Annotated in this window: 12 protein-coding genes; 11 read left to right on the plus strand and 1 reads right to left on the minus strand. The window is 66.0% G+C overall.

The window, feature by feature from the left end:
* On the plus strand, positions 1–821 hold an 821-nt coding region (locus tag ACOJSI_RS04150; RefSeq protein WP_420137000.1), incomplete at its 5' end, for an AraC family transcriptional regulator.
* A gap of 218 nt (positions 822–1,039) precedes the next feature.
* Positions 1,040–4,171, plus strand: coding sequence for a YadA-like family protein (locus ACOJSI_RS04155; protein WP_420137001.1), 3,132 nt, complete (start codon positions 1,040–1,042; stop codon positions 4,169–4,171).
* A 78-nt stretch (positions 4,172–4,249) separates the two neighbouring features.
* Here the strand turns inward: ACOJSI_RS04155 and ACOJSI_RS04160 are convergent, their stop codons facing one another.
* Positions 4,250–5,758, minus strand: a complete 1,509-nt coding sequence (locus tag ACOJSI_RS04160; protein WP_420137002.1) for a YifB family Mg chelatase-like AAA ATPase — start codon at positions 5,756–5,758, stop codon at positions 4,250–4,252.
* A 245-nt stretch (positions 5,759–6,003) separates the two neighbouring features.
* On the opposite strand from ACOJSI_RS04160, the gene ACOJSI_RS04165 reads away from it, so the two are divergent.
* The 9 genes from ACOJSI_RS04165 (at position 6,004) to ACOJSI_RS04205 (ending at position 12,253) form a co-directional block, all read left to right on the plus strand.
* Entirely contained in the window at positions 6,004–6,237 is a 234-nt protein-coding gene (locus tag ACOJSI_RS04165) for a hypothetical protein (RefSeq protein WP_420137003.1), read from the plus strand.
* A gap of 90 nt (positions 6,238–6,327) precedes the next feature.
* Complete coding sequence (rpmH, locus tag ACOJSI_RS04170; protein WP_116091995.1) at positions 6,328–6,462, plus strand: 50S ribosomal protein L34; 135 nt, start codon at positions 6,328–6,330, stop codon at positions 6,460–6,462.
* A gap of 14 nt (positions 6,463–6,476) precedes the next feature.
* The gene (gene rnpA / locus ACOJSI_RS04175; RefSeq protein ID WP_420137004.1) at positions 6,477–6,815 is read left to right on the plus strand and encodes a ribonuclease P protein component; all 339 of its coding nucleotides are present in this window, start codon (positions 6,477–6,479) and stop codon (positions 6,813–6,815) included.
* Positions 6,812–7,024, plus strand: a complete 213-nt coding sequence (gene yidD, locus ACOJSI_RS04180; RefSeq protein WP_420137005.1) for a membrane protein insertion efficiency factor YidD — start codon at positions 6,812–6,814, stop codon at positions 7,022–7,024. The genes rnpA and yidD overlap by 4 nt, the downstream gene beginning before the upstream one ends.
* Positions 7,025–7,046: 22 nt before the next feature.
* Entirely contained in the window at positions 7,047–8,744 is a 1,698-nt protein-coding gene (gene yidC / locus ACOJSI_RS04185) for a membrane protein insertase YidC (RefSeq protein WP_420137006.1), read from the plus strand.
* Positions 8,741–9,394 carry a ribosome biogenesis GTP-binding protein YihA/YsxC gene (gene yihA, locus ACOJSI_RS04190; RefSeq protein WP_420137007.1) on the plus strand — a complete coding sequence of 218 codons (654 nt, stop codon included), beginning with the start codon at positions 8,741–8,743 and terminating at the stop codon, positions 9,392–9,394. The genes yidC and yihA overlap by 4 nt, the downstream gene beginning before the upstream one ends.
* Positions 9,395–9,545: 151 nt before the next feature.
* Positions 9,546–10,208 (plus strand): glutathione S-transferase family protein, encoded by a 663-nt coding sequence (locus tag ACOJSI_RS04195; RefSeq protein ID WP_420137008.1) that lies wholly within the window; start codon positions 9,546–9,548, stop codon positions 10,206–10,208.
* Positions 10,209–10,288: 80 nt separating this feature from the next.
* Complete coding sequence (locus ACOJSI_RS04200; protein WP_420137009.1) at positions 10,289–11,305, plus strand: sensor domain-containing diguanylate cyclase; 1,017 nt, start codon at positions 10,289–10,291, stop codon at positions 11,303–11,305.
* 33 nt (positions 11,306–11,338) lie between these two features.
* A complete protein-coding gene (locus ACOJSI_RS04205) occupies positions 11,339–12,253 on the plus strand; it encodes a LysR family transcriptional regulator (RefSeq protein ID WP_420137010.1) in 915 nt (304 codons plus the stop codon).
* Positions 12,254–12,503 lie beyond the last annotated feature (250 nt).

A 12,503-nucleotide genomic window follows, 5' to 3' on the forward strand; every position in this document is an offset into this window, starting at 1 on the left:
ACACGCGCTCGGCGGAACGCGTCCGCGCCGACCGGATCGATCATTTCTATGTCAATTTCCATTATCGCGGGCGCGCTCGTGTCGACTGCGAACCAGACGGCGCGACCGGCGGGCCGGGATCGCTTATGGTGCTCGACATGCGGCGGCCATGCCGGATGGAGGTTTCGGCGATCGACCAAATATCGCTCGCCATTCCGCGCCACCGCCTGCTCGATCGCCTCGAAGGCTTCGATCTCCACGGTCTGGTAGTACGCGACGGATTGGCGCCGCTGCTGGGGAGCACGCTACGCGCGGTCTGCGCCACATTGTCGCGCCTGCGTGCCTCGCAGGCCGCCGCGATCCAGCGCATGCTGATCGATCTGGTCGTCGACACGTTGCTAGATTCGCTGCGGGCGGCGGCGGTGCGCACCGCTCGCGAAGAGGAACTGGCCAGCCGCATTCGGGCCTATATCGATCGCCATCTGGGCGACGAGCTGGATGTCGCGACCCTGTGCGCGGCGCTGGGCGTATCCCGTTCCAACCTGTATCGCGTGTTCGGCGCGCAGGGCGGCGTGCTGCGTCAGGTGCAGATGCGGCGGCTGAAACGGATGGAGAAGCTGCTTTCCGATCCGGCCGAGGGTCGCTCGATCGCAGCGCTGGCGCATGCCACCGGGTTTCGCGACAAGTCGCATTTCAGCCGTATCTTCAGGAAGGCCTTCGGCGTGACCCCGCACGAGTTCCGGACCGCCGCGCTCGTTCCGGCGTACCGCCCGGAGGCAATTGCAGCTTCGGATCACACCGCGCCCGCTACCTATCAGAGCTGGCTACGCGGCATCAATTGACAACGGTGGAACGGCGAGCCCCCTTCAAAGGAATGCGCAGCCAATCGACCTCAGCCCGGCCCGACCGCTAGCCTCCAACAGTCAAAAAGCGTGGGTCGGACGACCAGCTTTGGGGATTGGCAGGCTGTCTCATCCAGCCCGAGTGAACATTCGGCAGGATAAGCGTCAAAGGTCCGAGCAGCGCCTCCCCAAGCGAAACAGGGAATTGGGGCGTAACGATGATAATTCGCGCAGTGTCGGGCCGCACGGTCCGGGCCGGCCTACGGCATTCATCGGCCTTGCTGTCGCTCGCCGTCGTATTTCTCGCTACAACGCGTCTGCTCGCGCAGATACAACCGGAAACCTGCCGGATCAACCAAACCGGCCGGCTTGCTTGCGGGACAAATTCCACCTCGTTCAATTCGTCCACGTCCTATGGGCTGGGTGCAAGCAGCACCAATCGCGGGACATCGATCGGTTCGACCGCATTCGCATCGACCGACGCCGTCGCGGTGGGCGCAAATGCCTCGGCCGGCAGTTCGTCGATTGCAATCGGCCGAGGTGTGCAGGCTTCATCCGGGATCGCGATCGGGCTCTGGATCGACTCCGACAGCGACGGGGTCAACGATTTCGATGAAACCACGACCGCTGTGTCCAATTCGATCGCCCTTGGGGCGCAAGCACATGCGCTAAGCAGCAGCGTTGCCGTGGGATATTTCGCCAAGGCACAGGATTACAGCCTGGCATTCGGCACCAATGCTGATGCCCAAGCAAGCGACGGGATCGCACTTGGTTATTCGGCCGTCGCCCAAGCCAATCTGTCCGCCGCGATCGGCTACCGGGCCGAGGCGCAAGCGACGAACGCCGTCGCTATCGGTTCAAACTCCGTGGCGACCGAGGCCAATTCGGTTTCGATCGGCAATGGCACACTCAAGCGTCGCATTATGAACGTCGGCGAAGGCACGCTGAGTGACGTGAGCAGCGACGCCGTCACCGGCGCTCAACTCTACGCGACGAACCAAACCGTAAACGCGGTGCAGGCTACGGCTGACACGGCGCTGATCAACTCAGCTACCGCGCAAGCAACCGCCGACGCTGCAAAGAGCCGTGCCGATGCTGCGCTTACCAATGCCGCGACCGCGCAAACGGCCGCCGACGGAGCGATGGCGACAGCCGATACCGCCGTGTCCGCCGCTGCCGCCGCCCAGGGGAGCGCGAATACTGCTTTAGCCAACGCAGCCACGGCTCAGACCAGCGCCGAAAACGCGCAAAACCGTGCAGATGCCTCGTTCACCAAAGCCGGAAGCGCGCAGCAGAGCGCGGATGCGGCGATGGCGAGTGCGGGATCAGCGCTGACCAACGCCAGCGTAGCGCAGACCACCGCCAGCAGCGCGCTTGCCAACGCCGCGACGGCGCAGGTGAGCGCTGACAGTGCCGGCACAAAGGCGGATACCGCGCTGACCAATGCGGCCGCCGCGCAGAGCAGCGCCAATAGTGCGCTTGCCAATGCCCGGACCGCGCAGGGGACAGCGGACACCGCGCTGACGCGCGCGACTACCGCCGTGACCGATGCGGCGACGGCGCAAGGTACGGCGAATACCGCGCTGGCCAATGCCGCTGCTGCGCAAGGCACCGCGGACAACGCCTTGAGCAATGCCGCCGCGGCGCAAAGCACGGCTGATACGGCGCTGGCCAATGCCGGAAACGCCCAGGGCACGGCCGACACAGCGCTGACCCGGGCCGATGCTGCGATCAGCAATGCCGCGGCGGCGCAAAGCACCGCGAACAGCGCGCTGGCGAATGCCGCAACCGCGCAAGGCACCGCCGACGCGGCGCTGACCAAGGCCGATACCGCGTTGGTAAATGCCGCAACGGCGCAGGGCACGGCTGATAGCGCGCTGGCCAATGCGGCGGTCGCCAAGGGCACGGCGGATACCGCTATCCTCAACGCCGCCGCCGCCCAAGGGACGGCCGATACGGCACTGGCGCGTGCGGATGCGGCGCAAAGCGGCGTGGCGGCGGCACAAGGCACGGCCAATGCGGCGATGACCAAGGCGGACAGCGCGTTGACCCAGGCGAGTGTGGCGCAAGGCACGGCGGATACTGCGCTCAGCCGCGCAGATACGGCTATTACGACGGCCCGCGCTGCGCAGACGACCGCCGATGCCGCGCGCGGCGATGCGGCGGCGGCTCAGAATACTGCGGCAACCGCGCAGAACAATGCGGCTGCGGCGCAGACGCGGGCGGAATTCGCCGCGAACGAGGCCGCGGCCGCGCGCAGCGAAGCGGCCTCCGCGCAGAGCCGCGCCGATGAAGCGCGCGTGCTAGCCAATCAGGCGATGGCCAGCACGGCGGCGTCGACCGAGACGGCGCAGACCGCACTCGCCAATGCCGACAATGCCCAGCGTGCCGCCGACTCCGCGGGCCAGCGTGCCGACATTGCGCAACAAGCGGCAAGCAATGCCGCGGCCGATGCACAGCTCGCACGATCCGTTGCGGACAATGCGATCGCCAATGCCGCAGCGGCGAAGACCACCGCCGACAAGGCGATGGCGCGGACCGCTTATTTCGAGGCCAATATGACCGGCCCGCTCGCACAGGCGAGCGGGGCTAATGCGATGGCGATGGGCAGCGGCTCGGTCGCGAGCGGGGACCGATCGGTCGCGATCGGCACCGATGCGGTGGCGGAGAACGGCGCGGCGGTCTCGATCGGCGCGGGCAACCGCGCCTCCGGGCCCGGCGCGGTAGCGATCGGCGATCCGAACGTCGCAATCGGCCGGGGCGCGGTAGCGATCGGCGCGGACAACAAAGCCGCCGGTGACGGCGCCCTCGCGCTGGGCTTGGACAGCGTTGCCAATGGCGCATCCGCGATCGCGATGGGGCGCGGCGCGCATGCCAACGGCGCGAGCAGCGTCGCGATCGGGGACGGCGCGGTCGCGAGCCGCCCGGGCCAGGTCGCACTCGGCGGCGCAGCATCGACCTATACGTTAGCCGGCGTCGGCTCCGCCGCCAGCCAGGCCGCCCAATCGGGCCCGACCCGCTTCGTGACGTCGGACGCCGCGGGCAATCTGGCGGTAACAGGCTTCGGGCCGGAGACGATCGGCGCCCTGGACCAGGTGATCCGGCGCGACCGGCGCCAAACCCGACGGGGTGTCGCCACCGCCATCGCCATCGGCACCGCGCCGATCCCGTCACAGCCGGGCCGAACCTCCTACGTTTTCAACGGCGCGACCTTCCGGGGCGAGCAGGCGATCGGCGGCGGGATCGCGCACCGGCTCAACTTCTCCGATCCGGTCGCGGTGACGGCGGGCTTCTCTTATGGCGGCGGCCGCAACACCGCCGTCAAGGTCGGCGTGGCGGGGGAATTCTGAGCGCCGCCCTGCCTCGGAAGACGCGGCGAGATGCGGACAATCTTTGGCGGCCATCGGCGGCGCCGGGAACGACCTCGCTTAATTGACCACGGGCCTCAGGCGATAGCTCAAGGCTTCGGCGATATGGACACGGCCGACATTCTCCGCGCCCGCCAGGTCGGCGATGGTCCGCGCCACGCGCAGGACGCGGGTATAGCCGCGGGCGGACAGGCTCATCGCCGCGGCAGCCTGCGCCAGCAGGGCGCGTCCCGCCTCGTCGGGGGTGGCCACCGCCTCGAGCAGTTCGCCGTCCACCTCCGCATTGGTCCGCACGCCGCGACCAGCATAGCGCGCGGTTTGCGCCGCGCGTGCCGCCTCCACTCGCACCCGCACCTCGGCTGAGCCTTCGGATGGCGGCGGGAGGACGAGATCGGCGGCGCTCACCGCCGCTACGTCGACGTGAAGATCGATCCGGTCGAGCAGCGGACCGGACACGCGGGCTTGATAATCTTGCGCGCAACGCGGGGCACGGCTGCAGGCGCGCGCCGCATCCGCAATATGTCCGCAGCGACACGGGTTCATCGCAGCCACCAGTTGGACCCGCGCCGGGAACGTCACATGGGCATTGGCGCGCGCAACCTGGACCCTGCCGGTCTCGAGCGGCTGTCGCAGCGAATCGAGCACGGATCGCTGAAATTCGGGCAGCTCATCCAGAAACAGAATGCCGAGATGGGCGAGGCTGACCTCCCCCGGCTTGATCCGCAGTCCGCCGCCGACGAGCGCAGCCATCGACGCCGAATGGTGCGGACTGCGAAACGGGCGCGTGCGCGACAGCCTGCCACCTTCCAGCGTGCCCGCGACGCTTGCGACCATCGACACTTCCAGCGCCTCGGCCGGGGTCAGATCGGGCAGGATGCCGGGCATGCATGCGGCCATCAGCGATTTGCCCGCACCCGGAGGACCGACCATGAGGAGATTATGCCCGCCGGCGGCCGCGATCTCCAGCGCGCGCTTGGCGGTTTCCTGGCCCTTTACCTGCGCCAGATCTGGGCCGCGCACCGCCGCATCGGCCTCGCCGGGCACCGGAGTCGCCAGCGGACGAACGCCACGGAAATGATCGAGCAGCGCCATCAAATCGGGTGCGGCGACGACTTCGATAGACCCCGCCCAGGCGGCTTCCGATCCCTGCGAGGCGGGACAGACAAGGCCGAGTTCCCGCTCGGACGCATGCAGCGCCGCGAGCAGGACGCCCGGTGCGGGCGCGATACGACCGTCCAGCCCGAGTTCGCCCACGACGGCATAAGCCGCCAGCGTTTCCGCATCGACGACACCCATCGCGCCGAGCAATCCCAGCGCGATCGGCAGATCATAATGCGATCCCTCTTTGGGAAGATCGGCGGGGGAGAGGTTCACCGTGATGCGTTTGGGCGGCAGCGACAGGCCGATCGCGCTGAGCGCACCACGGACGCGCTCGCGGCTTTCCGCGACCGCTTTATCGGCGAGCCCGACGACGACGAATGCGGGCAGACCCGGCGTGACCTGAACCTGCACCTCGACGGTGCGCGCCTCAAGCCCCAGAAAGGCGACTGTCTGTACCAGCGCGACCATGTTTACCCCTGTTCCCCGCCTGTTCTTCTTAGCGGCGCTTTCGGGCCCCTGTCGAGCTTGATCCGAAGTCTATGACAGACGTGCAATTGCCCCACGCCAGTTGCGCCATCTATTGCCGCCGCCGGCAGCAGTTCATTCCTCTCAGCGCAGGGTCGGATGATCTGCTTTGCCTTGAAGAAGCAACATTGCGTAGGCATGTGAAGGGGATGGACGAAAAGCCCCGATCTCGCTGGCGACTGCCCCTGATGGCGCTTGGCTGGCTGCTCATCGTGCTGTCGCCGGTGATCGGCGCCATTCCAGGGCCGGGCGGCATCTTCGTATTTGCGGGGGGCGCGGTTCTGCTGATCCGCAACTCCTGTTGGGCGAAGCGTCGCTATGTGATGATCAAGCGGCGCTGGCCCAAACTCGGCCGGGCCTGCGACACGGCGATGCGCCGGCGACGGGCCAGCCCCGTTCCGGCCAGCCCCGTTCCGGATTGACTTTAGGCCTGTCTCCGCTTAGTGGCGCAGGCCTTGACGGCCGCCGCTCGCTCGGCGGCCTTTTGCATTGCAGATCCAGGGATACAGACGATGAAGCGGACCTTTCAGCCGAGCAACCTCGTTCGCAAGCGCCGTCACGGCTTCCGTGCGCGTACCGCGACCGTTGGCGGTCGCAAGGTGCTCGCCGCTCGCCGGGCGCGCGGCCGCATCAAGCTTTCCGCCTGAGCGACAGCGTCGTGGTGCGCCGTCTCGTACGGCGTTCCGAATTCCTTGCCGCCAATTCCGGCAAGCGCGTGCCCATGCCGGGTTTCGTGCTGCTCGTGCGCGCGCGTGAGGATGGTGACCCGGCGATTGGCGTCGGCTTCACCGTTACCAAAAAGATCGGCGGCGCCGTGGTCCGTAATCGGATGAAGCGCCGCTTTCGTGCGCTTGCCCAGGACATCCTGCCGGAGGCGGGCCATCCGGGTGCTGATCATGTCATGATCGGGCGTGCCGGTGGGCTGGAGCGGGACTTCGCCTTGCTCGGCAATGAGCTGCGCAAGGCGCTCGCCAAGGCGCAGGGAGCGGCCGGGCGATGATCGCACGCCCCCTCATCTGGGTGGCGCGCTTATGGCAGATTGGCCCGTCCCGCCTGATTCCACCGACCTGTCGTTATACCCCCTCATGCTCGGCCTATGCGATTGAGGCATGGACGCGCTATGGGGCGCTCGCCGGCTCCTGGCTGGCGATCAAGCGTCTCTTACGATGCCACCCCTGGGGCGGGTGCGGCGTCGATCCGGTTCCTTAAGACCTCAAGGTAGCAAGCACTCGTGCAAAATCAGCGCAGTTTCGTTCTGGCCATCGCGCTTTCGCTGCTGGCGTTCGTGGCGTGGACCTTTGTGTCGAGCCGCTACTTTCCGGCAGCCGCGCCGCAATCGACGAAGATCGTCAACGGCAAGCAGGTGCCGCTGCCGACGCCCGAATCGCGCGCCGAACAGCCGAGCCAGGTACGGGATCGTACGCTGGTCCTGCGCGAAACCCCGCGGGTCGCGATCGTCACGCCGCGGGTTGCGGGATCGATCAATCTGAAGGGCGGACGCATCGACGATCTGGTCCTGTCCGATCATCGCGAGACGATCGCGAAGAACTCGCCGCCCGTACGGCTGCTGTCGCCTGGCGGGACGCCCGATGCCTATTTCGCGCAGTTCGGCTGGAGTGGCCAAGGTGTGGCCCTGCCCGGCCCGAACACGGTCTGGACCGCCGACAGCACGCAACTGACGCCCGACAAGCCGGTGACGTTGAGCTGGAATAACGGCCAGGGCCAGCTGTTCCGGATCGTGATTGCGATCGACCGCAATTACATGTTCAGCGTCCGCCAGAGCGTCACCAACGCCGGGCCGCGCGCGCTTTCGCTGAAGCCGTATGGCCTCGTGAGCCGCGTGGGTGTCTCCAAGGATCCGTCGAGCTGGACGATGCACACGGGGCCGATCGGCGCCTTCAACGGCTCGACCGATTATTCGATCAGCTTCAAGGATCTCGACAAGGCCGGTGCCGCTGGAACGCGCTTCCAGACGACGGGCGGCTGGATCGGCTTTGGCGACAAATATTGGCAGACGGCGCTGGTGCCCGGGCAAAATCTGGGCGTCGATGCCGGCTTCCGAGGCGCGGGCAATCTCTATCAGGCCGATGTCGCGTCCCCTGCCCTTTCCGTCCAGCCGGGCGCGACCGTCAGCGCCGACCAGCGCTTCTTTGCGGGCGCGAAGGAAGTCGCGGTGCTTGACGCCTATGAGGCGAGCGGCGTCGTCGGCTTCGATCGGGCGATCGACTGGGGCTGGTTCGTCTGGTTCGAGAAGCCGATCTTCTATCTGCTGGATTGGCTGTTCCGCCATATCGGCAATTTCGGTGTCGCGATCATCTGCCTAACGGTGATCGTGCGCGCCCTGCTGTTCCCGGTCGCGCAGCGGCAGTTCGCCTCGATGGCGTCGATGCGCAAGGTGCAACCCAAGATGAAGGCGCTGCAGGAGCGCTATAAGGACGACAAACCCAAGCTGCAGCAGGAGATGATGCAGCTGTACAAGACGGAGAAGATCAACCCGCTTGGCGGCTGCCTGCCCATCTTCATCCAGATGCCGATCTTCATCGCGCTCTATAAAGTGCTGATGCTGTCGATCGAGATGCGCCACCAGCCCTTCACCTTGTGGATCAAGGATCTGTCCGCGCCCGATCCGCTGACGCCGATCAACCTGTTCGGCCTGTTGCCGTTCACGCCGCCGCCGATGCTGCATCTGGGCCTGCTCGCGATCGCGCTGGGCGTGACGATGTGGGCGACTATGCGCCTGTCGCCGCAGCAGATGGACCCGGCCCAGCAGCAGGTCATGAAGTTCATGCCGTGGCTGATGATGCTGTTCTTCGCGCCGCTGGCGGCCGGCTTACAGCTTTACTATGTCGCCAACAACCTGCTCAGCCTGGCGCAGCAGCAGTGGCTCTATTCGCGCACGCCGGGCATGAAGGACGACCCCGCGAAGTGAGTAACGAAGACCTGAACGGGGACAAGGCGGAGCTCACGGAATCCGCGCGCAAGCTGTTCGCGGGCCCTGTCACCTTCCTGAAGTCCGCGCCCGGGCTGCAATTTCTGCCGCCGGCGGACGTGCCGGAAGTCGCGTTCGCCGGTCGATCCAACGTGGGCAAATCCTCGCTGTTGAATGCATTGACCAACCGCAACAGCCTGGCGCGCACATCCAACACGCCCGGCCGCACCCAGGAACTCAATTTCTTCGATGTGGGCGAGCCGCTGCGGATGCGGCTGGTCGACATGCCAGGCTATGGGTTTGCGGAGGCGCCCAAGGACGTCGTGCGCAAATGGCGTTTTCTGGTGAATGACTTCCTGCGTGGGCGCGCGACGTTGAAGCGTGCCCTGGTCCTGATCGACAGCCGGCACGGGGTGAAGGACGTCGACCGCGAGGTGATGGAGATGCTGGACAAAGCAGCGGTTTCTTACCGGCTGGTCCTCACCAAGTCCGACAAGGTGAAGGCAAGCGCACTGCAAGAGGTGCGCGAGGCCACGGCCGCGGAAGCCCGCAAACATGGCGCGGCGCATCCTGACATTCTTGCGACGTCCAGCGAAAAAGGCGGCGGCATTGCCGAACTGCGCGCGGCAGTGCTGGACGCTATTCTGTAAAGACCGCCAGGGCGGAACGCAGCCGTTCGACACGCCTGTCCGACAGGATCTCAAGGTGATCGCCAAGGACGATTGGCCGGCACCCCTGGACTTGAACCGGGTGCAGAAATTTTAGGTTCACGCTGACGCCGGGCGGGATTATTCCCGAGCCATGCTCAAGATCATCGTCGGCAACAAAGCCTATTCCTCCTGGTCGCTTCGGGGATGGCTCGCGGTCAAACAGTCGGGTCTTCCCTTCGAAGAAGAGGTGGTATCGCTTTACGACGACCGCTGGGCGACACGCCGGGCGGAGCCGGATCTTGCCCCATCCGCAGGCAAGGTGCCCGTGCTGTGGGATGGGGACAGCGCCGTTTGGGAAAGTCTCGCCATCATCGATTATCTGGCCGACAAGGTGGGTCCCGAGCGGTTCTGGCCGAGCGACCCCGCCGCCCGCGCCTTCGCCCGCTCCATCGCCAGCGAAATGCATGCGGGCTTCGTCGATTTGCGTCAGGAATGTCCGACCAACTTCCGCAAGATCTTCCAGCCCAGGGCGATCGGCGCCAATGCGCAAGCCAATGTCGAGCGCATCGTGCATCTATGGCAACAGGCGCTCACCCGGTTCGGCAAGGAAGACGGCTTCCTGTTTGGGGCGTTCGGCGCCGCGGACATCATGTACGCGCCGGTGACGACCCGCTTCACCAGCTACACGCTGCCGGTACCCGAATTCGCACTCGATTATTGCCGACGCGTGCAGGCCCATCCCTTCTTCCAGGAATGGCTGGAGGGTGCCCGCGCCGAATCGGCCATCATCGCGAAATTCGAGCAAGAGGCATAATGTCCGTACGTGCCGGCCTGCGCGCGGCGCCGGGCGGCGATGTTCAGGAATGCAGATAGATGGGTCGCGTACAACCAGGCATGGCGGGAAGGACTGCCGCGGCCGACAGCAAGCTGCTGGACGAGGAGGCACGCGTCGCCGCCTTGCAACGCTATCGAATCGTCGACACGCCGCGCGAGGAAAGCTTCGACAAGATTACCGCGCTGGTCCGCGACATTCTGCAGGTGCCGATTTGCGCTGTCACCCTGATCGACAAGGATCGGCAGTGGCTGAAGTCGATCCAGGGCCTCGAAGGCGATCAGACACCGCGCGAAATTGCCTTTTGCGACCACACGATCCGCGCGCGCGAGCCGCTGGTCGTGTCAGATGCGATGGCGGATGACCGTTTTTCTTCGAACCCGTTGGTCGTCGGGGATCCCGGCATCCGAAGCTATGCCGGCGTGCCGTTATGTTCGCCCGACGGCTATAATCTGGGATCTTTGTGCGCGGTCGATACGGCGCCGCGCGAGTTTACGGCAGCGCAGATCGCCATTCTGGACAAGTTCGCCGAGCTCGTCGTCGACGAGATGGAATTGCGGACGATCGCGCAGCGGGATTACCTGACCGGCGCATCCAGCCGCCGCGCCTTCACCGAGCTGGCGCGAAAACTGCTCGACCGGTTCGCGCGTGACAACCGGCCGAGTTCGCTGATCCTGTTCGATCTGGATCACTTCAAGAGGATCAATGATCGCTTCGGCCATTCCTGCGGGGATGAGGTGCTGAAGGCGGTGGCGGCGTCCTGCGAGGGCGTGCTGCGGTCTAACGACATGCTCGGGCGTCTGGGTGGCGAAGAGTTCGGCATCCTCCTGCCGGAGCTGGACGCGAACGGCGCGTGCGTGATCGCCGAGCGCTTGCGTCTGCACATATCCGCCACGCGCTTCGACTGGGCGCCCGATCTGGCCGTCACGGCCAGCTTCGGCGTATCGAGCCTGCGCGCCGGCGCGTCTGTGGAAAGCTGGCTCCGGCTGACGGACGAAGCCTTGTATCGCGCCAAAGGGCAAGGCCGTGATCAAACGGTGCACGCCGAGGACGTGGCGGATCGTGCCGCAGCTTACTGACCCTTTCGCCGGTTAGGTTCCACATTGGCCGACATGAAGAACCTCAACTGGGCGTTGCTGCGCTCCTTCCTGGCCGTTGCCGAAACAGGGTCGCTCTCCGCCGCCGCCGCACAGATTGGCACGACCCAGCCGACGCTCAGCCGGCACATGCGGGAGCTGGAGCTCCTGTTGGGGATGCCCCTGTTCCACCGTTCGGTACAAGGTCTGGAGCCGACGGAAGCGGCCCTGGGGTTGATCGACGATGCGCGCGCGATGGGCGAGGCGGCCCAAGCCTTGGCGCGGAAGGCCCAAGGTCGATCGCAACGCCTGACCGGCACGGTCCGCATTTCGGCTTCGGTCGTGGTGGCAAACCTGATCCTCCCGCCGATCCTGCGTGCCTTGCGCGAGGCGGAACCGAACATCCAGCTTGAGCTGGTCGCTTCCGACATGGCCCAAAACCTGCTGCGGCGGGACGCCGATATTGCGGTGCGCATGTTCGACCCGACGCAGAAGGCGCTGATCGCGCGTCGCCTGGGGGATACGCCGCTGGGGTTCTTCGCCACTCGATCCTTCCTGGACCGCCATGGGCCGATCGAAAGCACGCAGGCGTTGATCCAGCGGGGCATCCTCGGCTTCGATCGCAGCGACGCCATCGTCAAGGCCTTCGCCGCACAGGGGCACCCCGTAACGCGCGAAGACTTCCCGATCCGATGCGATGATCAGATGGTCTACTGGAACCTGCTGATGGCGGGCGCGGGTATCGGCATCGCGCAGATCCTGCTCGCACGGCGCCACCCGCACCTCGTGCAGATCGAGACCGACCTGCAAATGCCGGTCCTCCCCGTATGGCTGGTCATGCATGAGGAGGTGCGCAACAGCGCGCGTATCCGCCGGGTCGCAGATTTCCTGGCGGACGCCCTGCGCAATTGGCTGGAGACAATGCCCGCGCAGCCATACGAAAACGCATAACGACCATCCGCTATTCGCCAATTTCAACAGGCATTGCCGATCGTCATGTGTCGCTTCCGAGCAAAGGAGCACGCAAGATGAAACAGCGATCGATCGCGTTGGTACTCGGAGCGACGGGCGGCATCGGCGGAGCCGTGGCACGCACGCTCCAGCGGCGGAATTGGGTCATCCGGGCGCTGCACCGTCACCCCGCAGCGCTTCAGCAGCGCGATCCCGACTGGGAGTGGATCGAGGGCGATGCGATGGACCC

This window comes from Sphingomonas sp. (assembly GCF_048595155.1).
Taxonomy (GTDB): domain Bacteria; phylum Pseudomonadota; class Alphaproteobacteria; order Sphingomonadales; family Sphingomonadaceae; genus Sphingomonas_I.